This is a genomic window from Stenotrophomonas genospecies 3, from assembly GCF_054473855.1.
The window spans coordinates 33,715-55,398 of record NZ_JBTMUR010000020.1; the positions used below are offsets into that span (position 1 = coordinate 33,715).

Sequence of the window (21,684 nt, forward strand, 5' to 3'; positions counted from 1 at the left end):
GCTTCGCGCCCAGCCGGACTTTGCCGGGTCGGTCGATTGCCGGTCCACGTACTGGCCCATTGCGCTGCAGCACACGCCCCCATCCTTTGGCACGCTGGACTTGATCTGCCCTGAACGCTAGCGTGGCAGGGATTTTTTGCCAGCAGGGGCTTCCATGAACCACGACGCTGCGCCCAAGCAGCTCACCTTCCGCGCAGTGGCCCTGGCCATCGTGCTGGCGGTGGTGCTGTCGGCCGCAAACGCCTACCTCGGTCTGTTCGCAGGCCTGACCATCGCCACCGCCATTCCCGCCGCGGTGATTTCCATGGGCGTGCTGCGCCTGCTGGGCGGTGGCTCCATCCTTGAAAACAACATCGTGCAGACCGGCGCCTCGGCCGGTTCGTCGATCGCCGCCGGTGTGATCTTCACCATCCCGGCGCTGGTGATCATGGGCTACTGGCCGGACTTCAAGTACTGGTGGGTGCTGGGCATCGCCGGCCTCGGTGGCCTGCTGGGCGTGCTGTTCTCGGTGCCGCTGCGCCGTTCGATGATCGTTGAAGACCCGCTTCCGTTCCCGGAAGGCAAGGCTGCGGCCGAAGTGCTCAAGGCCGGTGAGAACCCGGGCCCGGGCCTGAAGATCCTCGGCCTGTCGGCAGTCATCGGTGCCTTCGTCAAGCTGGCCGCGGAAAGCGGCATGCGCCTGATTCCCGATGCCTGGGCCACCTCGGCCTATGTCGGCAGTTCCAAGGTCACCGCCTTCATCGGTACCAACCTGTCGCCGGCACTGCTGGGCGTGGGCTACATCGTCGGCCTCAACGTCGGCATCGTGGTCGTGTCCGGCTCGATCCTGACCTGGCACATCGCCATCCCGATCTACCAGGCGTTCTTCATGAACACCGATCCGGCACTGGCCGCGTCGGTCGCCACGGCATCCTCCACCGAAGCGGCGTTCGCCATCTGGGGCGCGAAGATGCGTTACCTGGGGGTCGGCGCAATGCTGATCGGCGGCATCTGGACCCTGATCTCGCTGCGCAAGTCGCTGCTCAATGGCGTCAAGAGCGGCTTTGCCGCCGCCCGCAAGAGCGGTGGCCCGGTGCTTGCGCACACCGAGCGCGACCTGCCGATGAAGTGGATGCTGGTGGCCCTGGTGGTCTTCGTGCTGCCGCTGCTGGCCCTGTACCAGGCCATCGTCGGCCAGTGGCACGTGTCGATCCCGATGACCATCATCATGATCGTTGCCGGCTTCCTGTTCGTGTCGGTCTCGGCCTACCTGGCCGGCTTGATCGGTTCGTCCAACAACCCGGTGTCGGGCATCACCATCTCCACCATCCTGTTCGCCTCGGCCGTGCTGGTGGTGCTGCTGGGCGCCGATGGCCTCAAGCCGGTCGGTGCCGGCGGTGCGCCGCTGGGCGCGGTGGCGGCGATCATGATCGGCGCGGTGGTGTGCTGCGCCGCAGCGGTTGGCGGTGACAACCTGCAGGACCTCAAGGCCGGCTATATCGTAGGTGCCACCCCGTGGAAGCAGCAGCTGATGCTGGGCATCGGTGCCTTCTCGTGTGCGCTGATCATGGCCCCAGTGCTGAACCTGCTGGCCACCGCCTACGGCATCGGCGTGAAGTCCGAGCTGCACCCGAACGCGCTGGCTGCGCCGCAGGCAAACCTGATGGCCTCGGTGGCCAAGGGCCTGTTCGGCGGCGAACTGCCGTGGACCTTCATCGGCATCGGTGCCGTGGTCGGTGCCGCCATCATTGCCTTCGACAGCTGGCTGAAGTCGCGCAACGCACGCTTCCGCGTGCCGGTGCTGGCCGCCGCCATCGGCATCTACCTGCCGCTGGAGCTGATGGTGCCGATCTTCCTCGGCGGCCTGATCGCCCACCTGGTCGAGCGCTTCCACAAGGTGCGCGCCGATGACGAAGAAGGCCGCGACCGCGTGCACAAGCCGGGCGTGCTGTTCGCTGCGGGCCTGATCACCGGTGAGGCACTGATGGGCATCGCCATCGCGATTCCGATCGTGGTCAGCAGCCGCGCCGACGTGCTGGCCGTGCCGTTCCACCTGCCGGGCGCGCAGTGGATCGGCCTGGCCGTGCTGTTCCTGGTGGGCTGGCTGATTTACCGCACCGGCAAGTACACCAAGGCGTAGGGACGGGTAGTGCCGGCCGCTGGCCGGCAATCCCGGAATCCCGTGATACCCCTGGTTGCCGGCCAGCGGCCGGCACTACCGCAAACCGCGCTACGGCGCGGTTTGCTTTTTCTGGCGGCGGGGCCAACCCCGCGGGCAGCCATGACCGATGGCCTTGGCAGCCCCGGCCGCACGGGCCTACCATCGGTTTTTTGCCGTCCTGCGGAGACCCCGATGAAACTGCGTCATGCCCTGCTGCCACTGAGCCTGCTGGCTGCCCTGCCCAGCGTTGCCGCTGCCCGTGGCCTGGAAGTCCGCGACATGGTGGCCATGGACCGCGTCTCCGCGCCGGTACTGACCACGGACGGTGGCACTGTGGTGTTCGCCAAGCGCAGCGTGGACGCCAACCTGAAGGCCTCCACCGCGCTGTTCGCGCGCAACCTGCGCACGCGTGACGCCGCTCCGCCGAAGCAGATCACCCCGGCTGGCTGGAGCGTCAATTCCGCGTCGCTGTCGGCCGATGGCCAGACCGTTTATTTCCTCAGTGCCAAGAACGGCAGCCAGCAGCTGTACGCGCAGCCGATCAACGGCGGCACCCCGCGTCAGCTGACCGACTTCCCGGTGGACGTTGACAGCTACCACGTGTCACCGCAGGACGACCGCGTGCTGTTCAGTGCCGGCGTGTTCCAGGCCTGTGCCTCGGATCTGGCATGCACCGAGAAGAAGCTGAAGGAAAAGAAGGACGCCAAGGCCAGCGGCCAGGTGTGGGATTCGCTGTTCGTGCGCCACTGGGATACCTGGAACGACGGCCGCCGCAACACCCTGTTCGTGGCACCGCTGCCGGCAGCCAAGGCCGGGGCGGTCAAGGGCGCCTCGGCGCTGAGCGCGACCATCGACGGCGATGCACCGTCCAAGCCGTTCGGTGGCAATGACGATTTCGCGTGGTCGCCGGATGGCGCCAGCGTGGTGGCCAGCATCCGCGTGGCCGGCAAGCAGGAGCCGTGGTCGACCAACTTCGACCTGTACCGCTTCGACGCTGCGGGCAAGCAGGCGCCAGTCAACCTGACCGCCTCCAATCCGGCCTGGGATGCCGGCCCGGTGTTCAGTGCCGACGGCAAGACCCTGTTCTACCGTGCGATGAAGCGCCCGGGCTTCGAGGCCGACCGCTTCGGCCTGATGGCGATGGACCTGGCCAGCGGCAAGAGCCGTGAGATCGCGCCGCAGTGGGATCGCTCGGCGGGCGGCATCACCCTGTCCGCCGACGGCTCCAGCATCTACACCACCGCCGATGACCTCGGCGAGCACCCGCTGTTCCAGATCGACGTGGCCAGCGGCAAGGCCACCAAGCTGATCGGCGACGGCAGCGTGACCTCGGTGGACGTGGCCGGCACCAGCGTGGCGATCACCCGCAACAGCCTGAAGAGCAACGACCAGGTGCTGGTCGGCCTGCTGCCGGCCGCCGGCGAAGCCATCGGCGAGCTGCGCGCGCTGACCCCGGCCGCTGGCGACGTGCTCAAGGACGTCAGCTTCGGTGACTACGAACAGTTCGAGTTCAAGGGCTGGAACAACGACACCGTGCACGGCTATGTGGTCAAGCCGCACAACTACCAGGAAGGCAAGTCGTACCCGGTCGCGTTCCTGATCCACGGTGGCCCGCAGGGCAGCTTCGGCAATGGCTGGAGCTACCGCTGGAATCCGCAGACCTATGCGGGCCAGGGCTACGCCGTGGTGATGATCGACTTCCACGGCTCCACCGGCTATGGCCAGGCCTTCACCGATGCGATCAGCCAGCACTGGGGCGACCGCCCGCTGGAAGACCTGCAGAAGGGCTGGGATGCGGCGTTGAAGAAGTATTCCTTCCTCAACGGTGACAAGGCCTGTGCGCTGGGCGCCAGCTACGGCGGCTTCATGGTCAACTGGATCGCCGGCAACTGGAACGGCCCGTTCAAGTGCCTGGTCAACCATGACGGCGTGTTCGACCAGCGCATGATGGGCTACGCCACCGAAGAACTGTGGTTCACCGAGTGGGAGCAGGGCGGTACGCCGTACCAGAAGGCGGCGAACTACGAGAAGTTCAACCCGGTCAACCACGTGGCGGACTGGAAGAAGCCGATCCTGGTCATCCACGGCCAGCAGGACTTCCGTATTCCGGTCGAGCAGGGCCTGGCCGCGTTCACTGCTGCCCAGCGCCAGGGCATCGAATCGAAGTTCCTGTACTTCCCGGATGAAAACCACTGGGTGCTGAAGCCGAACAACAGCATCCTGTGGCATGACACCGTCAATGCCTGGCTGAAGCAGCACATCGGCAACTGATGACTGCAGCGCCGCCCTTCGGGGCGGCGCTTTTGTTTCGCCATCTGCTGTACCGGTGGGTGCCGACCGTTGGTCGGCACACCTTCCTGATCTGCCGCCAACAGCAGCCGGCCAGCGGCCGGCTCTACCCAGAGCGCCTGCATGCCCTCGACCGCCCTGATCCAGAACGACATCGTCGTCTTCGGTTTGATCGCCGCCACCCTGGGCGCCGTGTTCTGGACCGCCTCGCGCGAGCAGGGCCTGTGGAAACGCTTCTACACCTTCGTGCCGGCACTGCTGCTGTGCTACCTGATTCCCGGCATCTACAACACCGTCGGCCTGATCGACGGCCAGAACACCAGGCTCTACAACCCGATCGCACGCGACATCCTGCTGCCGGCAGCGCTGATCCTGCTGACCCTGGCGGTGGACATCAAGGGCATCCTGCGGCTCGGCCCGAAGCTGGTGCTGATGTACCTGGGTGCGTCCGCCAGCATCATGCTGGGTGCGGTGGTGGTGTTCCTGGTGATGCGCGCGCTGCATCCGGAAACGGTGGCCGGTGACACCTGGGCCGGCATGGCCGCACTGGCCGGCAGCTGGATCGGCGGCGGTGCCAACATGCTGGCGATGCGCGAAGTGTTCGACGTCAACGCCACCACGTTCGGCCAGTTCGCGGTGGTCGATGTCGGTGTCGGTTACGTGTGGATGGCCGCGCTGATCTTCCTGGCCGGGCGCGCAGCGAAGATCGACGCGCGCAGCGGTGCCGACACGTCGGCCATCGATGAGCTGAAGGAGCGCATCGCGCGCTTCCAGGCCGAGCACGAGCGTATTCCCAGCCTCACCGACCTGATGCTGATCGTGGCGGTGGCCTTCGGCGGCGTGGGTCTGTCACACGCGATCGGTGCGCCGCTGGCAGCATGGTTCAAGGCCAATGCCAGCTGGGCCTCGCAGTTCAGCCTGGATGCGCCGTTCGTGTGGGTGGTGGTGCTGTCGACCACGCTGGGCCTGAGCCTGAGCTTCACCCGTGCACGCACGCTGGAAGGGGCGGGCGCCTCGCGGCTGGGTTCGCTGCTGCTGTACTTCCTGATTGCCTGCATCGGCATGCAGATGGATCTGCTGGCGCTGCTGGACCGCCCGTGGCTGTTCCTGCTCGGCCTGATCTGGATTGCCGTGCACATCGCGCTGCTGTGGTGCCTGGGCAAGCTGCTGAAGGTGCCGTTCTTCTATTTCGCGATCGGTTCGCAGTCGAACATCGGTGGCCCGGCTTCGGCGCCGGTGGTGGCTGCAGCGTTCCATCCGGCCCTGGCGCCGGTGGGCGTGTTGCTGGGCACGATGGGCTACGCCACCGGCACCTACCTGGCCTACATCGTCGGCATTTCCCTGCGCGCGCTGGCAGGGCAGGGCTGATGGGGTAGTGCCGGCCGCTGGCCGGCAACCAGGTAATGCTGCACGGGTTCATGAGGTTGCCGGCCAACGGCCGGCACTACCGATGCGTTACGCCACCGGCAATCCGCGTTCGATCAACCATGCCTTCGCGTCTTCGGCGTCCTGCTCAAACCACGCCTGTGTCGACCCCAGCCGATACGTATACCCCCAGGCATCCATGTCGGCCATCAACCGCGCACTGCCAACGCCAGGCAGCTGCCCGGCCAGCACGATCTGCAGGTAGCAGGTGGCATCTTCCTCGGCCACCGAGTCGGTGGCGTCGGTATGCACCTGCGCACGCCGCTCCGGCGGTAGCACGATCAGATGGCAAGCTTCGTGCAGCATCGAGTGCACGGGCGTGTCATCGCGCACGTACACGTTGCTGGCGATGATGCCGGCCTCGGGCTCGCCCCAGTAGCTGCCGGGAATCGGTTCACCGGCCGCGACGTGGTGCAGCTGCAGGCCATGCGCGGCGAGCAGGCACTGCGCATCAGCGAAGGCGATGTCGCCCACGCAGGTGATGTCCACGGCGGTTGTCGTATCGGTCATGCGGGGCAGAGCTTCAGGGTTTGTCCGGGCCTTCAGGCAGCGCCACGGAGATGTCCAGCACATCGTGCTGGCCATCCTTCACCAGGTCGACCTTCACTGCATCGACGTCGATGTTCACGTACTTCTTGATCACTTCCAGCAGCTCGCGCTGCAGCAGCGGCAGGTAATCGGGGCCGCCGCGGTTGCTGCGCTCCTGCGCGATGATGATCTGCAGGCGGTTCTTGGCGGTTTCGGCGGTGGTCTTCTTCGCTTTGAGGAAATCAAACAGGCCCATGCTTACCCTCCGAACAGCTTGCTGAAGAAGCCCTTCTTCTCGACGTTGGTGAAGCGCATCGGGCGTTCTTCGCCGAGGATGCGCGCGACGGCGTCGTCGTAGGCCTGGCCGGCTGCGGACTCGACATCCAGGATGACCGGCTCGCCCTTGTTGGAGGCGTTGAGCACGTCACCCGACTCGGGGATCACGCCGATCGCCTTCAGGCCGAGCACTTCCTCGACGTCGGCGATGCTGAGCATCTCGCCGCTTTCCACGCGCAGCGGGGTGTAGCGGGTCAGCAGCAGGAAGGCCGGCACGTCCTGGCCGGACTCGGCCTTGTGGGTCTTCGAGTCGAGCAGGCCGATGATGCGGTCCGAGTCGCGCACCGACGACACTTCCGGGTTCACCACCACCACCGCACGGTCGGCGAAGTACATCGCCAGGAAGGCGCCCTTCTCGATGCCGGCCGGGGAGTCGCAGATGATGTAGTCGAAGCCGTCGGCGGCCAGGTCCTTCAGGACCTTGCCCACGCCTTCCTGGGTCAGTGCGTCCTTGTCGCGGGTCTGCGAGGCGGCCAGCACGTACAGGTTCTCGAAGCGCTTGTCCTTGATCAGGGCCTGCTTGAGGGTCGCTTCGCCGTGCACGACGTTGACGAAGTCGTACACCACGCGGCGTTCGCAGCCCATGATCAGGTCGAGGTTGCGCAGGCCGACGTCGAAGTCGATCACCGCCACCTTCTTGCCGCGCCGTGCCAGGCCGCAGGCCAGGCTCGCGCTGGAAGTGGTCTTGCCGACGCCGCCCTTGCCGGAGGTGACTACGATGATTTCAGCCAAAGGACTTCTCCTGATGATTCTGTTTGGGTGCTGCGTCAGTCCAGCGCAGCGATCTTGATCTGGTCCTGTTCCAGCCACACCTGCACGGCCTTGCCGCGCAGGGAGTCCGGGACATCGTCCAGTACCTTGTAGTGGCCTGCAATGGCGACCAGTTCCGCATGGAAATCACGGCAGAAGATGCGTGCCGCGGTGTTGCCCTGTGCCCCTGCCAGCGCGCGGCCGCGCAGGGTGCCGTAGATGTGGATGCTGCCATCGGCGATGACCTCGGCGCCGGCGCCGACGGTGGCCATCACGGTCAGGTCGCAGTTTTCAGCGTACAGCTGCTGGCCCGAACGCACGTTGCCCAGCTGCATGCGGCCCGGCTGCGGTGCGGCGGCGTCGGCAACCTTGGCCACCGGCGTGGCCGGTGCCGGCTTCGGTTCGGCACGGGCTGCGCGACGCGGTTCCGGCGCGGGCGGCGGCGGGGCCGGCTCGGCCTCGGCACGCTCGTACTGGGCGCGGAACTTGGCCAGCAGTGGCAGCCCGAGCTGCTGCGAGAGCAGGTCGACCGCGCTGGTGCCATAGGCCAGCGCCACCGGCAGCACGCCGGCACTGCGCAGGCCATCGACCAGCGCCTGCGCGGTGGCCACGTCCGGCACCTGGCTCAGGCCGCCGAAGTCGAGGATCACCGCGGCGCGGCCGAACAGTTTCGGCGCACGGGTGACGCGTTCGCGCATTTCCTGCACGAGGCGTTCGACATCAAGGGTACGGATGCGCAGGTTGGCGATGCCCACCTGGCCGATCTTCAGTTCACCGGCCTGTTCATAATCGAAATTCACCGCCACGCTCAGGTCCCCGTCGGCCGCTGTGCCTGCGCCGGCAGATGCCGGGCACGTGTCCATGCCACATCCGGCAGCTTGCCGCCGTAGGTCTCCTGGACCCACGGGTAGCTGCACAGTTCCTTGGCCAGCATGCTGGCGCGCACGTCGACCTGCGGCATGGTGTTCTGGCCCAGCTCGCGGAAGCCGAAGCTGCCGTGGAAGAGCAGGGCGGCATCGGCGCCATGGTCGAGGAAGACTTCGCAGGTCATCTGCGGGTAGCGCAGCTCGGCAAAGCTCTGCGCGTCGGCATAGAACGCACGGCCGACGCCACCGCCACGACGGCGGCTGGCGACCACGATGCGGTCGATATAGAAGAACGGGGTGTCCAGCTGCTGCTTGAACCAGGCGAAGTTGCTGCTGTCGTGCTGGCTGTCGCTGCCGAAGCCGATCAGGAAGCCGGCCAGGTTGCCGTCGCGCTCGGCGACGCGGAAATATTCAGCGGTTTCGTAGAACAGGCGCAGGCGGGCCGCATCCAGGGGAAGGATGGCCAGGCCAGCGTTGTTGTTCAAAGCCAGGACGGAATCGAGCTCGTGCTCGCGCACGTCGCGGATGACAATCGACATTGTGACTCCGTGGGGTAACGCGGTTGGTCCGTCAAATTGGACCCTGCGCACGATTATTGCATGCCCGGGGTGGGCTGCGGCATGAACAGGGGACCTCGGATGCATGACTTCCGTGGGAGTGCGCGACGCGGGCCGGGCCCGTAGAGTGCTGGCATGTTGGGAGTCCTCAGCCATACCCGCGTCCTCCGTCTGGCCGGCCTGTTTACCTGGGTCATGGTCGGCCTGCCACTGGCGTACTCGCAATTCGAGAACCTGCACAGCCGCAGCGATATGGGCAGCTGGGCGATCCTGTTGTTCGTCGCCTACCTGTCCTTCGGCGCCGCGTACTACTGGCTGACCCGCCTCCTGCGCAGTGACAGCGACAGTCACACCACCTGGCTGGACCGCGGCCTGCTGCTGCTGCTGACGGTGTCGGCGCTGGGCGTCAGTTTCCTCAGTGGTTCGGGCCTGGGCAGCATCCTGATGATGGTGGCTGCCGGCGTCATTCCGTGGATGCTGTCGGCGCGTCTGTGCGTGCTGTGGCTGCTGGTCAGCCAGCTGGCGGTGGCCCCGGTCTATTACATACTGCTGAACTTCCCGCTGTTCGAAGCCGTGATGCAATCGCTGCTGTATGGCGGCTTTTCCATGTTCATCTTCGTGACCAGCCTTGTCGCGAGACAGCAGACCCAGGCCCGCGACGAGCAGCGCAGGCTCAATTCGGAACTGCGTGCCACTCGTGCCCTGCTGGCCGAAAGCGCCCGCGTCAACGAGCGAACCCGCATTTCGCGTGAGCTGCACGATCTCCTGGGGCATCAGCTGACCGCACTGACCCTGAACCTCGAAGTGGCCGGTCACCTGGCCGAGGGCCAGGCGCTGGACCATGTGAAGCGCTCGCATGCCTTGGCCAAGCTGCTGCTGGGCAACGTGCGTGAGGTGGTCAGCCAGCTGCGCGAGACCGGCGCCATCGATCTGGCGGCGGCGCTGCGCCCGCTGACCGAGAACGTGCCCTCGCTGGACATCCAGCTGGAGATCGAGGATCCGCTGAACGTGGAGGACCCGCAGCGGGCCCACGTGCTGCTGCGCTGTACCCAGGAGATCATCACCAACGCGGTGCGCCATGCCGGCGCCCGCCACCTGTGGATCAAGGTGTACCGTGAAGCCCCCGACCGGGTGGTGGTGGAGGCCCGCGACGACGGCGTCGGCGCGGATATGGTCAATGTGGGCAATGGCTTGCGCGGCATGCGCGAGCGCCTGCAACAATGTGGTGGCCAGCTGCAGGTCGAAACCCGTCCCGGTGAAGGCTTCCGGCTGCGGGCGACGGTGCCGGCAACGGTGCTGGTGGCCGCCCTTACCAAGGTTCCTGAAGGAGTGCGTTGATGATTCGCGTCTGCCTGGTCGACGACCAAACCCTGGTGCGGCAGGGAATCCGCTCCCTGCTGGCGCTCGACGACGGTATCGAGGTGGTGGCCGAGGCCGGCGATGGCCGGCAGGCGGTCGAGCTGATACCGCAGGTGCGCCCCGACGTGGTGCTGATGGACATGCGCATGCCGGTGATGTCCGGGCTGGAGGCGCTGCAGGTTCTGTCGCGCCAGGAGCAGCTGCCACCGACCATCATCCTCACCACCTTCGACGACGACCAGCTGGTGCTGGCCGGGCTCAAGGCCGGAGCCAAGGGCTACCTGCTCAAGGACGTGACCCTGGCGCAGCTGGTCGGTGCCATCCGCACCGTGGCCGACGGCGGTTCGCTGGTGCAGCCGGCCGTGACCCAGCGCCTGCTGTCCGGCCTGGAGCACATGCGCAACGAGTTCGTCAGCCTGGACCGCCCGGACCCGTTGACCGACCGCGAGACCGAGATCCTGCGCCTGATGGCCAGTGGCTTCTCCAACAAGGAGATCGCCAACTCGCTGGGTGTGGCCGAAGGCACCATCAAGAACCACGTGTCCAACATCCTGTCCAAGCTGGGCGTGCGCGACCGTACGCGCGCCGTACTGAAGGCGTTCGAACTCCAGCTGGTCTGAGGAAAACCTTTTCAGGACAATGACTTGAGGTCCAGTCATGGCCTTCGGGTGGGGTTGCCCCCTACTTCACGGGTATCGGTATGCGGTACCCTTCGAATTCTTTGTCCATACAAATACGCAGCCGGCAGGGAAACCGGTGCGCCAATCCCGATAAACAATGCCCGCGAAGCCTGCTAGGATTGGCGCTTCGCTTCAATCAACCCGGCCGTGGGATCGGCCCCGGAGACTCTCTGAATGACCCGTATTATCGAGTTCCTGATCGCCTTGGGGATCGTGGCTGGCCTGTTCGTCATCATTGGCGTATGTCTGCCGGGCGAGCGTCACATCACCGAAAGCATCGAGACCAACCGCAAGATGACGATCGTGTACGACACGGTCAGCAGCCTGCGCCGCTTCAAGGACTGGAACCCGCTGGTACTGCGCGATCCCGCCGTTGAACTGAAGCTGTCCGGCCCGGCCTCCGGCGTCGGTGCCACTCTCGACTTCACCTCCAAGGACCTGGGCACCGGTTCCTGGAAGATCACCGAAGCCGAAGAGAACAAGCGTGTTGCGATCGCCATCGATGACGCCACCAAGGGTCACGACAAGATCACCACCTTCACGCTGGAGCCGACCGGCAAGGGTGGCCGCAACGTCAAGATCACCCAGGACTACTCGGTGAAGTACGGCTTCGACCTGTTCGGCCGTTATGCCGGCCTGTATGTCAGCCGCCAGATCGGCGACGACATCAAGATGGGTCTGTCGCGTATGGCCAACATGCTGGCCAGCGTCCCGAACGTGGACTACCGCACCCCGGAAGCCCCGCTGACCGATCTGGCCATCGTCAATGTGCCGGCTGAAGACCTGCTGGTCGTCAACGCCGGTAACGTGGACCGCGGTCAGGACACGATCACCAAGTCCATCAAGGACAACCAGGAGTGGATCAAGCGCGTGATGGAGGCCAACGGCCTTGAAGCCGCCGGTCCGTTCCGCATCATCACCACCGATTTCGGTCAGGAGAAGTACGCCTTCGACATCGCCCAGCCGGTGAAGAAGAAGGGTGCTGAAGGTGCCACCGCTGAAGAGCTGACCGTCAAGATCGACGGCGGCGCTCCGGTCAAGTACGTGCACGTGGCTCCGCACCGTTCGGCGCATGCCGCCTACACCGGCCACATGGCGGGTCTGGACGTGGCCCGCAACGGCCTGCGTGCCTGGGCTGTGACCAACGGTTCGGAAGTGGTCGATCGTCCGTACGAAACCTGGAAGGACGGTCTGGACAAGTCGTTCACCCCGGAAGCGACCTACGATATCTACTGGGCCGTCAAGTAAGCCTCGGCTGACCCATGTAGTGTTGGACACGAAAACGCGCCGCTCATTGCGGCGCGTTTTTTTTCATCTGGCGCCCGGCAAGGGCGCTGCGCAAGGAGCCCACATGTTCAATCTCGAACGTCGCGCACGTAAGCCATCACTGCTGGCCTGCCTGGGGGCGCTGCTGGCCGCCGCCTCTATCGGCCTGTCGGCCTATGCCTCGCACGGTGTGGCCGACCCGCTGGCGCAGCAGCATCTGAACATGGCGGCGCTCTATGCGTTCGCGCATGGCGCGGTACTGGTGGCGCTCGGGCCGCGCGCGCAGGGTGCGATCGCGCACCTGGCGTTGTACGTGCTGCTGCTGGGCGTGCTGCTGTTTTCCGGCAGCCTGGTGGGCGGTGCGTTGTGGCAGTGGCCGACGCGGATGGCACCGATCGGTGGCACCAGCATGATGGCTGGATGGGTGCTGCTGGCGATCAATGCATTGAGGCGGTGACGGTCGCAGGGCTGTCGCTTCGATCCATGCCGATGCGATCCTAAGGGTTCATGGGCGTTACTTTTCTTTTCGCGCGAAAAGAAAAGTAACCAAAAGAAACGCGCCGCCGGCCGCGAGCCGGTGCTGCGCACCGGTCCCCTGCGCTCCTCGGCCCGTCGAGGGGCGGTGCGGGAACTCGCTGCGCTCAGACACCCGCACCTCTTCGCCCTCGCCGGACCTGCGGTGCTCGGCTCGCTTGAAGGCGGACCCAACAGCCGCGCGCTGATCCGTTATAGAGGCTTCGAGCGAAGCGACCCGCTTTTGTCTTTGCTCTCTTGTTCCATTCCGTGGCGGACGCACACGGAAACTGTCAGAGGCCGGGCGGGTGGGCTGGGCTGGGGTATCCGCGCCATGGATGGCGCGGCTAAGCCTCCAGGGATGGATTCACGGCGTACCCTGCCCAGCCTACCCGCCCGGACAGCTCCATGAATTTCGCCCTGCGGCCGCCACGAGGGGCTCAGCCGTTGGCCGGTCTCCAGCACCAGTGCCACGGTTCGTAGACGATGCCGTGCGGGTTGTCGCGCGGGTAGCTCAGCTGGAAGCCATGCCCACCGGCATTCGCCTGCAGCCACGCAAACGCGTCGGTGGCTTCGAACGATTCTTCGGCCGGGGCGTCGCCCGGTGTGCCGATGTCCAGCGCGTGGCCGCTGTGGTGTTCGCTGAAACCCGGTGCGGCATTCACCTTCAGGATCTCTGCCACGCTCAAGCCGCGCGCCAGCTTCCGTTCGAAGATGCCCAACTGGTAGGCATGGCTGCGGAAGCCGGAGATGGCGTCCAGCGCAATGCCATCCTGTGCTGCGTGCAGTCGCATCCGCCGCCAGCCCTGCGCGGCGCCACGGCGCAGCCACAGCGGGCGGGCGAAGCGATCGCGGCCGGCAAAATGCAGCAGGCAGGGTTCGGGTTCCAGCGGCAGGCCGCTGTGGTCGGCATAGCGCTGTGCATCCAGTCCCAGCTGCTGAAGGCGCTGCTGTAGCCCCGCCAGCGGCAGCCACTGATCTTCCAGTCCGGCGCCGAAGGGCCGTGCAGCCGAGGCATCCAGCAGCGCCAATGCTTCCTCGACCCCGGGCTCGCGCGGCAGGCGCGGCACCATCGAATGCACGCCGTGCGGCAGTACCGCCGCCAGGTAGCGGCCATCACGCTTGCGCCGCAGCACCCACTGCGCTTGCGACAGCAGGCGTGCATCCAGGTTGCTGCGTGCGCGCAACAGGTGGGCGGGCCACAGCTCGATGGCCTCGGTGTTGATCAGCAGGGGCGGGCGTCGTTGCATCGCCTCAGCTTACTGCCGTGGTGCCGACGCGGCCACCTTGCGCAGCGCATCGAGCAGCGCCTGCGGCCGGTCCACGCTGAGCAGCAGCGTGCTGCCATCACTGACCGGCAGGGCGAGGACACGCGCACGGTCGGTGACCAGGGCGAAGCCCTTGCCGCCTCCCTGCAGGCGGAAGTGGCCCGAGTAGAAGCCAGGCATTGAATAGCCATTGGTTTTGACACGGATGCCATAGCGGCGGTCACGCTGCAGGTCGACCACCTCGGCCTGGTCCAGCCGCAACTGCGCCACCGGCACCCGCCGCCGATACATCGTCGAGCGCACGTCCAGCACATCGCCGGCCAGTTCCACCCGGCGGCGGAAGAATGCGGCCCCCAGCCCGACAGCGAGTACAGCGATGACGATCAGGCTCCATGCCGCACTGCCGCCCATCCGGAACCAGGGCGGCGACAGCGTAACTTCGATCCAGGGTGCGTTCGCCGGTGCCTTGTACAGCTGCGCATACAGGCAGGCCACGAAGGCAGCCAGCAGCGGCAGCACGATCCACAGCACGCGCAGCGGCGAACTCTCGGCCACGTCAAAGGGTTTCGGGTCACTGCCGCCCATGGTTCAGGCCTCCTTCTTGAACACCAGCATCGCCGGGCGCATCGGCGCCGGGATGATGATGTTGACCAGCTCCCAGCCCAGCTGGCCCTGCCGGCTCAGCTCGGCCTGGACATCCTCGGCCTTGAGTACGCCCATCATGGAGGTCTTGACCTCGATGGTCTGGTAGCTCCAGCGCTTGCTCATTCCTTGTCCTCCGACGATGGCGTGGGTTTGGGCAGGCGTCCTGCCTTGCGCAGGGCGTCGCGCAGCACGTACTCGATCTGCGCGTTGAGGCTGCGCAGTTCGTCATCAGCCCAGCGCTGCGCCGCGGCCAGGACCTCGGCATTGATGCGCAGCGGATAGGCTTTCTTCTCACTCATGGGGGCTCCTGGCGGGGCGGTGGGGCGCCCCGTTGCGAGGGTGGCTCAGTACAGCGAGCCTGCATTGACGATCGGCTGGGTGCCGCGATCCGAGCACCGCACGGTCAGCAGGTTGCTGACCATGTGCGCCTTGCGTTCCTCGTCCAGCTGCACCACGCCGTTCTTCTGCAGTTCGGCCAGGGCCATCTCGACCATGCCGACCGCACCGGCAACGATGCGCGTGCGTGCGGCGATCACCGCGTTGGCCTGCTGCCGCTGCAGCATCGCCTGGGCGATTTCAGCGGCGTAGGCGAGGTGGCTGATGCGCGCATCGATCACCTGCACGCCGGCGTCGGCCAGGCGCTCGGCCAGTTCGTTCTTCAGGTGCTGGGAAATCTCGCTGGCATGACTGCGCAGGGCCAGCTGGCCATCCTCATGCTGGTCGTAGGGGTAGCTGGTGGCCATCGCGCGCAGCGCCGATTCGGACTGGATGTGCACGAAGCTCTCGTAGTCGTCCACGTTGTAGACCGCCTCGGAGGCATCGACCACCTGCCAGACGATGACCGCCGCGATCTCGATCGGGCTGCCGTCCAGCTCGTTGACCTTCAGCTTGCCGCTCTCGAAGTTGCGCACGCGCTGGCTGACCCGGCGCTTGGCATAGAAGGGGTTGTTCCAGCGCAGGCCGTTGTCCTTCACGGTGCCCACGTATTTGCCGAACAGGCTCAGCACCGCCGCCTGGTTGGGCTGGACCGTGTACAGGCCGGCCAGGGCGAAGACCGCCAGCGCCGCCACCAGGATGCCTGCCAACATCAGCAGCAGGTTGGGCGAGCCGGTGCTGGCCTTGGCTGCTACCCCCAGTACGAACAGGGCGCCGCCGGCGAGGGCGACAAGCAGGGCGCCGGCCAGCGTGCCGAGGCCGTTGAGCGAAGACAGCGACTTCTCTTTCATGGCGGTACGTCCTTGAGGGTTCGGAATGAAGATATCAAAGTGATATCACTTGTCGACTACCGTTCGTCGGATGCCATGGCCGGGACGGTCGGCCAGCTAGAATGCCCACCCGCCTTCACATCGCTGCTGGAACCGCCATGGCCAAGCTTGGAACTCCGTTGTCCCCCTCCGCCACCCGCGTGCTGCTGCTCGGCTCGGGCGAACTCGGCAAGGAGGTGGCCATCGAGCTGCAGCGGCTGGGCGTGGAAGTGATCGCCGCCGACCGCTATGCCGATGCCCCGGCCATGCAGGTCGCGCACCGCTCGCACGTGATCGACATGCTCGATGCGATGGCGCTGCGTGCCCTGATCGCCCGGGAGCAGCCGCACCTGGTGGTGCCGGAGATCGAGGCCATCCACACCGAAACCCTGGTCCAGCTGGAACAGGAGCAGGGCCTGCGGGTGATCCCGACCGCGCGCGCCGCCCGCCTGACCATGGACCGTGAAGGCATCCGCCGCCTGGCCGCCGAAACCCTGGGCCTGCCGACCTCGCCCTACCGCTTCGTCGATACCGAAGCCGAGTACCGCGCCGCTGTGGCCGCCATCGGCCTGCCCTGCGTGGTCAAGCCGGTGATGTCGTCCTCGGGCAAGGGCCAGAGCACGCTGCGCAGCGAGGCGGACATCGCCCCGGCCTGGGACTACGCGCAGACCGGGGGCCGTGCCGGTGCCGGCCGCTGCATCGTCGAAGGTTTCATCGATTTCGACTACGAGATCACCCTGTTGACCGTGCGCCATGCCGGCGGCACCTCGTTCTGCGCGCCGATCGGCCATCTGCAGAAGGACGGTGATTACCGCGAAAGCTGGCAGCCGCAGCCGATGTCGAGCGCGGCACTGGCGCGTGCCGAAGAGATTTCGCGCGTGATCACCGATGACCTCGGTGGCTGGGGCCTGTTCGGTGTCGAGCTGTTCGTGAAGGGCGACGAGGTGTGGTTCAGCGAAGTGTCGCCGCGCCCCCACGACACCGGCCTGGTGACGCTTGTTTCGCAGGAACTGAGCGAGTTCGCGCTGCACGCGCGCGCCATCCTCGGCCTGCCGATCCCGGTGGTCCGCCAGAGTGGCCCGTCGGCCTCGTGCGCGCTGCTGGCGCATGGCGAGGGCGTGCCGTATTTCAACAACGTCGCCGCCGCCCTGCAGGTGCCGGACACCGCCGTGCGCCTGTTCGGCAAGCCGAGCGTGCACGGCCATCGCCGCGTGGGCGTGACCCTGGCGCGCGCGGAAACCATCGACGAAGCGCGCGCCATCGCGCGTGATGCCGCCGACGCCATCGGCGTCGAACTGCGCCCGTAAAGCAAAAAGGGGACGGAGGGGATTAAGTCGTTTGTGGCACAGACGACTTAATCCCCTCCGTCCCCTTTTTGTTATTTCACATCCACCCACACCAGGTGGTGGTCGCTGCCGTCGGCGATCTTCGCTTCCGGGCTTTCATTGGCCGGCCAGAACACGCCGCTGCCGATGTACTCGAAACCGGTCGAGGGCAGCACGTAGTCCAGGCGCATGGTGCCGGACTTCGGGCCGAAATCGCCGGTGGCATGGAACGGTGCGCCCTTGCGCTCGATGCCCTTGGCCGCATAGGCCAGGCTGGTCTGCTCGCCGCCGACGCTGCGCGGGGTGGGGTAGCGCAGCACGCGGGCGTTCTCGATCAGTTCGACGATCGCCTCATGGCGGCCATCGCCGTCGACCGGGTCGTTGTTGAGGTCGCCGAGGATCACGAAGCGCGCGTCCTGTGCCAGGCCGCCGCACTGGCCCTTGTCGTCGCACAGCCAAGGCTTGTCACCCTTGGACAGGTATTCCTGCCACAGGCGCAGTTCGTCGTGGTTGCGCGCGGCGTTGCGCTTTTCCGGGCCATCGAACACTGGCGGGGTCGGGTGCGAGACCAGCGCGTGGACCACGCCGGCCGGGGTCTTCACCGGCACGTCCCAGTGCGACTTCGACGACAGCCGCAGCTGCGACCACACATGGTCGTTGTAGAAGCTCTTGCCGGTGCGCGGGTCGACCGGACGGATCGCGCCCGGCATCGCGCTCCACTTCAGCAGCTGGAAGCTGCGCACCTTGGCTTCATCGATCGGGTAGCGCGACAGCACCAGCATGCCGTACTGGCCCGGGTGCAGGCCGTAGCCCCAGGCATCGTTGCCGCGGCTGCGGCCTTCGCCGCCGACCACGCCGTTGTTGTCCAGGTCCAGGCCGCTGGGCACGCCGGTGTTGACCGGGGCCAGGTAACGGTAGGCGAAGTGCAGCGGCTTGCCGCCGCCGGGCTGGGCCACTTCCAGGTAGCGCTTCTGGAAAAGGTCGGCGGCGCGGTGGGCGTCGTCGAAGTCGAACTCGTTCAGCAGCACCAGATCCGGGCGCACCTGCTGCAGCACCGCGGCGATCTTGCGCGCGTGCTCGCTGTCGCCTTCCAGTTCCTTGATCAGGCCACCGGTCTCATCGGAGTACAGTGAGGTGTTGTAGGTGGCCAGGCGCAGCGCAGCGGACGGCTTTTCGGTCATCGCAGGGGGCGTGGCGAAGGCGGAAGCGGTGGCGCCGCAGAGCAGGGCCAGGGCGAGGATCTGGGGTCGGAGGTTCATGCGCCGTATTGTGCACCCGGCCCGGTGTCAGTGGTTTGTCAGCGTCCGTCCAGTTCGTCGTCGAAATCGTGCCAGCGGCGGCCGTCGTAGGCTTCCAGCGGTCGATAGCGCCGTTTGTAGTCCATCTTCTGATGCCCGCGGATCCAGTAGCCCAGGTATACGTGCGGCAGGCCCTCGCGGCGGGCCCATTCGATCTGCTGCAGGATCGCGAAGGTGCCCAGCCCACGCGCGGCATGGTCCGGGTCGAAGAAGGTGTAGACCGCCGACAGGCCGTGCTCGGTGACGTCGGTCACCGCCACACCCAGCAGCTGGCTGGGCTGGCCGTCGTGGCCGGGCAGGCGCATCTCCATGAAGCGGGTGTGCGACCAGCTGCCGATCAGGAACTGCTCGAATTCGTGCGGGCCATGGTCGTCCATGCCACCGTTGGCGTGGCGATGCACCAGATAGCGGTGATACAGCGCGAACAGGTCGTCACGGGCGGTGGCGGCGGTGATCCGCACCTCCAGGTCTTCATTGCGGGCCGCGCAACGGCGCTGGCTGCGGTCCGGGGCGAAGCGCGCCACCGGGATGCGCACCGCCACACAGGCCTGGCAGTGCGCGCAATGTGGCCGGTAGACCAGGTCGCCGCTGCGGCGGAAGCCCCAGCTCAGTGCCAGCGGGTACAGGCCGCCAAGGCGGCGATCGTGCGGGTCCAGCACCAGGTCGCGCGCCACCCGGTCCGACCAGTACCCGCAGGGGTGCTCGCCGGTCTGGAAAAGTCGCAGTTCGTCGTCTCTGTCGCCATGTATCGCCATGGGCACAGCATAGCCCCAGCCTGTCGCAGTGGCGGCGACTGTCCGCCGGATGAATGGAACCGGCAGTGGCGTCAACCGATGTCGCGCCCGGGCGTTGTTGTTCCCCGAGGGTGAAGTGATCACCCCGACGCTGTTCCCATCCCCAGGAGTGACCTCATGATCCGTACCCCCCTGCTGCTGGCCCTGCTGCTCGGCACTTCCGCTTCCGGTATCGCGCTGGCCGCCGACACCCCGACCACGCCGGCGCAGCGCCCGGCCAAGCTGGACACCAACGGCGACGGCGTGATCGACCGCAGCGAAGCCGCTGCCAACCCGCGCCTGGCCGCGAAGTTCGACGAGCTGGACAAGAACAAGGACGGCAAGCTCTCGCGCGATGAGCTGCCGCGATGGCAGCATGGTCGCCGTGGTGGCCACGGCGGTGAGCGCTGGGCCAAGCTGGACGTCAACAAGGACGGCCGCATCAGCCGCGAGGAAGCCAAGGCCGATCCGCGCCTGGCCGCGCGCTTCGACGAGCTCGACCTCAACAAGGACGGTTACCTGGACAAGGCCGACCGCGAGCTGCGCATGAAGCAGCGTCGTGATGCCTGGTTCGCCGCCGCCGACACCAACAAGGATGGCCAGCTGAGCAAGGCCGAGTTCGATGCCGCCAAGGGCCCGATGCACGGTGGCCCGCGCCACGGCGGCCCGCGTGACGGTGCCGCGCCGAAGCCGCAGCGCTGAGCTTCATTGCAATGATCGACGACAACGCCGGCGCACTGCCGGCGTTGTCCGTTACAGGCGGCCGCTGCGTGCCAGCGAATACAGCACCAGCGCGATGACCATCAGGTTCATCGCGATGATGCCGGTGCGGCCATACATGGATTCGTACTTCCAGTTGGTCCCGGTGCGCCCGCGCCGTGCCGAATCGCGCGCGATCATCGGTGCCATCACCCGTTGCAGCGGCACCAGGCACTGGTAGTTGACCACCCCCAGGCCCACGGCCAGTACCGTCAGCTGTGCCCAGACCGGTGTCTGCAGCAGTACCGCAAGCAGGATCGCCAGGCACCAGAACATGCCGGTGATGATGTTGAGGTAGAGGAAGCGGCGCACGTCGGCGCGCTCGGACGCCGTTTCCGTGTACGACATCAGGAAGCGTCCGCCCAGATAGCTGCCGATCGCACCACCGACCACGCCGCCAATGACCGCCCCCCAGCTTTCGGCCGGCAGCACGTGCAGTTGGCCCAGCGTGGCGGTCAACGAGCCCATCGCGGTTCCGCCCGCAGCGCTGGCGCCGCCGAGGCCAAGCTTGCTGCCGCCGATGCCGACGCCGGTACCGAGCAGGATCGCGGCGCTGGCCGTGCCGGGCGCGGCCACCAGCACCATCGACACCACGGCGGTGGCGAATGCCGCGCTCGGCGCACTGCTGCGGGCGAATTCGCCGAAGCGCTGCAGCAGGCCATCGCGCACCAGGGCGCGGGCGCGCGACAGGCGCTTGCGCACGGCGGCGTCACTGAGCCCGAGCAGGTCAGCCACCTGCTGCGAACGCTGGCCTTCGCGGTAGTACAGCAGCAGCACTTCGCGGCTGTCGGCCGGCAACGCGGAAATGATGTCCTCGGCGGCGATCTCTTCTTCCACCCGTTGCAGCCGGTCGGCCGCGCCCGGGGCCGGGTCGGCCGCCATGCCCATCGCCACCTCGGCGGCCTCGCCGGTCAGCGGCCGGCCGCGCTGAGTGCGCAGCCAGTCGCGGGCCAGGTTGCGGGTGATCTGCCGCAGCCAGGGCAGGAAGCTGGTCGAACTGCGCAGCTGGTGCAGCTGCTGCCAGCCCTTCACGAAGGCCTCCTGGGCGATGTCCTCGCTGGCCTGACGATCGCGGGTGATGGCCAGCGCGATGGCGGTAACCGTGTTCTGGCAGGCCAGCACGATGCGGCCATAGGCGTGCTGGCAACCGCTGGCAGCGGCAGGCAGTTCGCGTTCCAGGGTCTGGTCGATCGATGCGGCGAACGTCGTCATGGCGGCGGCTCTCCTGCTGGGATTGTGTCCCAAGACGGAGCCGCGCGCCGAATGTGACCGGCCTTCTGCACGGTAGTGCCGGCCGCTGGCCGGCAACCTCATTGACTCGTCCTGCCATAGGTTGACACCGATGGGTGGATGGTCCGGCCGCCGTCAGGCGGCCAAAGACGCCCGATGCATCGCATCGGGCGTCTGCATTTTAAGGGACAGGTGGGGGCGCTCAGCGTTGTAGATATCTACGGCCTCAGCCACCATCTGGCGGGCTTGCCCCAGGTCCCGTGGGCGATGAAGCAGGAACTCGCACTTGAGGATCCCGTTGACCCGCTCTGCCAGAGCGTTCTGATAGCAGTCGTAGCCGTCGGTCATCGAGCAGATCAGGCCGTGCCGCGCATGGATCTTCTGGTAGTAATCCGAGCAGTACTGGATTCCACGATCAGAGTGATGGATCAGC

At 66.6% G+C, this 21,684-nt stretch carries 23 protein-coding genes; 9 read left to right on the top strand and 14 right to left on the bottom strand.

Annotated features, from left to right (window positions below):
• Nucleotides 1–154: 154 nt before the first annotated feature.
• The 3 genes from ACX9OT_RS20320 to ACX9OT_RS20330 all read left to right on the top strand — a co-directional run bounded on the left by ACX9OT_RS20320 (nt 155) and on the right by ACX9OT_RS20330 (nt 5,797).
• Nucleotides 155–2,119, top strand: coding sequence for an OPT family oligopeptide transporter (locus ACX9OT_RS20320; RefSeq protein WP_032127608.1), 1,965 nt, complete (start codon nt 155–157; stop codon nt 2,117–2,119).
• Between the two features lie 213 nt (nt 2,120–2,332).
• A complete protein-coding gene (locus ACX9OT_RS20325) occupies nt 2,333–4,411 on the top strand; it encodes a prolyl oligopeptidase family serine peptidase (protein WP_107433615.1) in 2,079 nt (692 codons plus the stop codon).
• A gap of 141 nt (nt 4,412–4,552) precedes the next feature.
• Nucleotides 4,553–5,797, top strand: coding sequence for a DUF819 family protein (locus ACX9OT_RS20330; RefSeq protein WP_459003441.1), 1,245 nt, complete (start codon nt 4,553–4,555; stop codon nt 5,795–5,797).
• A gap of 87 nt (nt 5,798–5,884) precedes the next feature.
• Here the strand turns inward: ACX9OT_RS20330 and ACX9OT_RS20335 are convergent, their stop codons facing one another.
• The 5 genes from ACX9OT_RS20335 to ACX9OT_RS20355 are packed head-to-tail and all read right to left on the bottom strand — an operon-like array spanning nt 5,885 to nt 8,873.
• A complete protein-coding gene (locus ACX9OT_RS20335; RefSeq protein ID WP_049422782.1) occupies nt 5,885–6,364 on the bottom strand; it encodes a hypothetical protein in 480 nt (159 codons plus the stop codon).
• Nucleotides 6,365–6,377: 13 nt separating this feature from the next.
• Nucleotides 6,378–6,638, bottom strand: coding sequence for a cell division topological specificity factor MinE (minE, locus tag ACX9OT_RS20340; protein WP_004148073.1), 261 nt, complete (start codon nt 6,636–6,638; stop codon nt 6,378–6,380).
• Between the two features lie 2 nt (nt 6,639–6,640).
• On the bottom strand, nt 6,641–7,450 hold the full coding sequence (minD, locus tag ACX9OT_RS20345; RefSeq protein WP_010483375.1) for a septum site-determining protein MinD: 810 nt from the start codon (nt 7,448–7,450) through the stop codon (nt 6,641–6,643).
• A 35-nt stretch (nt 7,451–7,485) separates the two neighbouring features.
• Nucleotides 7,486–8,331 (bottom strand): septum site-determining protein MinC, encoded by an 846-nt coding sequence (gene minC, locus ACX9OT_RS20350; RefSeq protein WP_049398896.1) that lies wholly within the window; start codon nt 8,329–8,331, stop codon nt 7,486–7,488.
• Nucleotides 8,277–8,873: a GNAT family N-acetyltransferase gene (locus ACX9OT_RS20355; RefSeq protein WP_032127604.1), complete on the bottom strand. Its 597-nt coding sequence runs from the start codon at nt 8,871–8,873 to the stop codon at nt 8,277–8,279. The genes minC and ACX9OT_RS20355 overlap by 55 nt, the downstream gene beginning before the upstream one ends.
• A 153-nt stretch (nt 8,874–9,026) precedes the next feature.
• Between ACX9OT_RS20355 and ACX9OT_RS20360 the strand changes: the two genes are divergently transcribed.
• The 4 genes from ACX9OT_RS20360 (at nt 9,027) to ACX9OT_RS20375 (ending at nt 12,653) form a co-directional block, all read left to right on the top strand.
• On the top strand, nt 9,027–10,229 hold the full coding sequence (locus ACX9OT_RS20360) for a sensor histidine kinase (protein WP_049461775.1): 1,203 nt from the start codon (nt 9,027–9,029) through the stop codon (nt 10,227–10,229).
• The gene (locus ACX9OT_RS20365; RefSeq protein WP_006424175.1) at nt 10,229–10,870 is read left to right on the top strand and encodes a response regulator; all 642 of its coding nucleotides are present in this window, start codon (nt 10,229–10,231) and stop codon (nt 10,868–10,870) included. Before ACX9OT_RS20360 ends, ACX9OT_RS20365 begins: the two co-directional genes overlap by 1 nt.
• 234 nt (nt 10,871–11,104) lie before the next feature.
• Nucleotides 11,105–12,178 carry a polyketide cyclase gene (locus ACX9OT_RS20370; protein WP_032127602.1) on the top strand — a complete coding sequence of 358 codons (1,074 nt, stop codon included), beginning with the start codon at nt 11,105–11,107 and terminating at the stop codon, nt 12,176–12,178.
• A 103-nt stretch (nt 12,179–12,281) separates the two neighbouring features.
• Nucleotides 12,282–12,653 carry a DUF423 domain-containing protein gene (locus ACX9OT_RS20375; protein WP_019659313.1) on the top strand — a complete coding sequence of 124 codons (372 nt, stop codon included), beginning with the start codon at nt 12,282–12,284 and terminating at the stop codon, nt 12,651–12,653.
• A 496-nt stretch (nt 12,654–13,149) separates the two neighbouring features.
• On the opposite strand, the gene ACX9OT_RS20380 is transcribed toward ACX9OT_RS20375, so the two are convergent.
• From ACX9OT_RS20380 to ACX9OT_RS20400, 5 genes are read right to left on the bottom strand one after another with little or no spacing between them, the layout of a single operon-like run.
• Complete coding sequence (locus tag ACX9OT_RS20380) at nt 13,150–13,959, bottom strand: M15 family metallopeptidase (protein WP_459003447.1); 810 nt, start codon at nt 13,957–13,959, stop codon at nt 13,150–13,152.
• A gap of 9 nt (nt 13,960–13,968) precedes the next feature.
• Nucleotides 13,969–14,562: a PH domain-containing protein gene (locus ACX9OT_RS20385; RefSeq protein WP_107433610.1), complete on the bottom strand. Its 594-nt coding sequence runs from the start codon at nt 14,560–14,562 to the stop codon at nt 13,969–13,971.
• A 3-nt stretch (nt 14,563–14,565) separates the two neighbouring features.
• Nucleotides 14,566–14,745 (bottom strand): DUF4177 domain-containing protein, encoded by a 180-nt coding sequence (locus tag ACX9OT_RS20390; protein ID WP_032127598.1) that lies wholly within the window; start codon nt 14,743–14,745, stop codon nt 14,566–14,568.
• Nucleotides 14,742–14,921: a type II toxin-antitoxin system antitoxin gene (locus tag ACX9OT_RS20395; protein ID WP_065178114.1), complete on the bottom strand. Its 180-nt coding sequence runs from the start codon at nt 14,919–14,921 to the stop codon at nt 14,742–14,744. The genes ACX9OT_RS20390 and ACX9OT_RS20395 overlap by 4 nt, the downstream gene beginning before the upstream one ends.
• Before the next feature lie 45 nt (nt 14,922–14,966).
• Nucleotides 14,967–15,848: an SPFH domain-containing protein gene (locus tag ACX9OT_RS20400; RefSeq protein ID WP_459003450.1), complete on the bottom strand. Its 882-nt coding sequence runs from the start codon at nt 15,846–15,848 to the stop codon at nt 14,967–14,969.
• Nucleotides 15,849–15,985: 137 nt separating this feature from the next.
• Here ACX9OT_RS20400 and purT point away from each other — a divergent pair, with 137 nt between their 5' ends.
• Complete coding sequence (gene purT / locus ACX9OT_RS20405) at nt 15,986–17,173, top strand: formate-dependent phosphoribosylglycinamide formyltransferase (protein ID WP_132809558.1); 1,188 nt, start codon at nt 15,986–15,988, stop codon at nt 17,171–17,173.
• Between the two features lie 71 nt (nt 17,174–17,244).
• On the opposite strand, the gene ACX9OT_RS20410 is transcribed toward purT, so the two are convergent.
• On the bottom strand, nt 17,245–18,450 hold the full coding sequence (locus tag ACX9OT_RS20410) for an endonuclease/exonuclease/phosphatase family protein (RefSeq protein WP_459003452.1): 1,206 nt from the start codon (nt 18,448–18,450) through the stop codon (nt 17,245–17,247).
• A 38-nt stretch (nt 18,451–18,488) separates the two neighbouring features.
• Nucleotides 18,489–19,244, bottom strand: a complete 756-nt coding sequence (locus tag ACX9OT_RS20415) for an arginyltransferase (protein ID WP_125893787.1) — start codon at nt 19,242–19,244, stop codon at nt 18,489–18,491.
• 156 nt (nt 19,245–19,400) lie between these two features.
• Between ACX9OT_RS20415 and ACX9OT_RS20420 the strand changes: the two genes are divergently transcribed.
• The gene (locus ACX9OT_RS20420; RefSeq protein ID WP_071227749.1) at nt 19,401–19,964 is read left to right on the top strand and encodes an EF-hand domain-containing protein; all 564 of its coding nucleotides are present in this window, start codon (nt 19,401–19,403) and stop codon (nt 19,962–19,964) included.
• 51 nt (nt 19,965–20,015) lie between these two features.
• Here ACX9OT_RS20420 and ACX9OT_RS20425 read toward each other — a convergent pair whose 3' ends face one another.
• Together ACX9OT_RS20425 and ACX9OT_RS20430 are read right to left on the bottom strand one after the other, a co-directional pair.
• Nucleotides 20,016–21,233 carry an RNA polymerase sigma factor gene (locus ACX9OT_RS20425; protein WP_459003455.1) on the bottom strand — a complete coding sequence of 406 codons (1,218 nt, stop codon included), beginning with the start codon at nt 21,231–21,233 and terminating at the stop codon, nt 20,016–20,018.
• A 153-nt stretch (nt 21,234–21,386) separates the two neighbouring features.
• Nucleotides 21,387–21,684 (bottom strand): integrase core domain-containing protein (locus ACX9OT_RS20430; RefSeq protein WP_459003457.1); only part of this gene is annotated, 298 nt, incomplete at its 5' end.

Excerpts from the sequence above, each read along its gene's own strand:
- ACX9OT_RS20320 (WP_032127608.1), top strand. The coding sequence starts at position 155 with ATGAACCACGACGCTGCGCCCAAGCAGCTCACCTTCCGCGCAGTGGCC.
- ACX9OT_RS20325 (WP_107433615.1), top strand. The coding sequence starts at position 2,333 with ATGAAACTGCGTCATGCCCTGCTGCCACTGAGCCTGCTGGCTGCCCTG.
- ACX9OT_RS20330 (WP_459003441.1), top strand. The coding sequence starts at position 4,553 with ATGCCCTCGACCGCCCTGATCCAGAACGACATCGTCGTCTTCGGTTTG.
- ACX9OT_RS20335 (WP_049422782.1), bottom strand. The coding sequence starts at position 6,364 with ATGACCGATACGACAACCGCCGTGGACATCACCTGCGTGGGCGACATC.
- minE (WP_004148073.1), bottom strand. The coding sequence starts at position 6,638 with ATGGGCCTGTTTGATTTCCTCAAAGCGAAGAAGACCACCGCCGAAACC.
- minC (WP_049398896.1), bottom strand. The coding sequence starts at position 8,331 with ATGGACACGTGCCCGGCATCTGCCGGCGCAGGCACAGCGGCCGACGGG.
- ACX9OT_RS20355 (WP_032127604.1), bottom strand. The coding sequence starts at position 8,873 with ATGTCGATTGTCATCCGCGACGTGCGCGAGCACGAGCTCGATTCCGTC.
- ACX9OT_RS20360 (WP_049461775.1), top strand. The coding sequence starts at position 9,027 with ATGTTGGGAGTCCTCAGCCATACCCGCGTCCTCCGTCTGGCCGGCCTG.
- ACX9OT_RS20365 (WP_006424175.1), top strand. The coding sequence starts at position 10,229 with ATGATTCGCGTCTGCCTGGTCGACGACCAAACCCTGGTGCGGCAGGGA.
- ACX9OT_RS20370 (WP_032127602.1), top strand. The coding sequence starts at position 11,105 with ATGACCCGTATTATCGAGTTCCTGATCGCCTTGGGGATCGTGGCTGGC.
- ACX9OT_RS20375 (WP_019659313.1), top strand. The coding sequence starts at position 12,282 with ATGTTCAATCTCGAACGTCGCGCACGTAAGCCATCACTGCTGGCCTGC.
- ACX9OT_RS20380 (WP_459003447.1), bottom strand. The coding sequence starts at position 13,959 with ATGCAACGACGCCCGCCCCTGCTGATCAACACCGAGGCCATCGAGCTG.
- ACX9OT_RS20385 (WP_107433610.1), bottom strand. The coding sequence starts at position 14,562 with ATGGGCGGCAGTGACCCGAAACCCTTTGACGTGGCCGAGAGTTCGCCG.
- ACX9OT_RS20390 (WP_032127598.1), bottom strand. The coding sequence starts at position 14,745 with ATGAGCAAGCGCTGGAGCTACCAGACCATCGAGGTCAAGACCTCCATG.
- ACX9OT_RS20395 (WP_065178114.1), bottom strand. The coding sequence starts at position 14,921 with ATGAGTGAGAAGAAAGCCTATCCGCTGCGCATCAATGCCGAGGTCCTG.
- ACX9OT_RS20400 (WP_459003450.1), bottom strand. The coding sequence starts at position 15,848 with ATGAAAGAGAAGTCGCTGTCTTCGCTCAACGGCCTCGGCACGCTGGCC.
- purT (WP_132809558.1), top strand. The coding sequence starts at position 15,986 with ATGGCCAAGCTTGGAACTCCGTTGTCCCCCTCCGCCACCCGCGTGCTG.
- ACX9OT_RS20410 (WP_459003452.1), bottom strand. The coding sequence starts at position 18,450 with ATGAACCTCCGACCCCAGATCCTCGCCCTGGCCCTGCTCTGCGGCGCC.
- ACX9OT_RS20415 (WP_125893787.1), bottom strand. The coding sequence starts at position 19,244 with ATGGCGATACATGGCGACAGAGACGACGAACTGCGACTTTTCCAGACC.
- ACX9OT_RS20420 (WP_071227749.1), top strand. The coding sequence starts at position 19,401 with ATGATCCGTACCCCCCTGCTGCTGGCCCTGCTGCTCGGCACTTCCGCT.
- ACX9OT_RS20425 (WP_459003455.1), bottom strand. The coding sequence starts at position 21,233 with ATGACGACGTTCGCCGCATCGATCGACCAGACCCTGGAACGCGAACTG.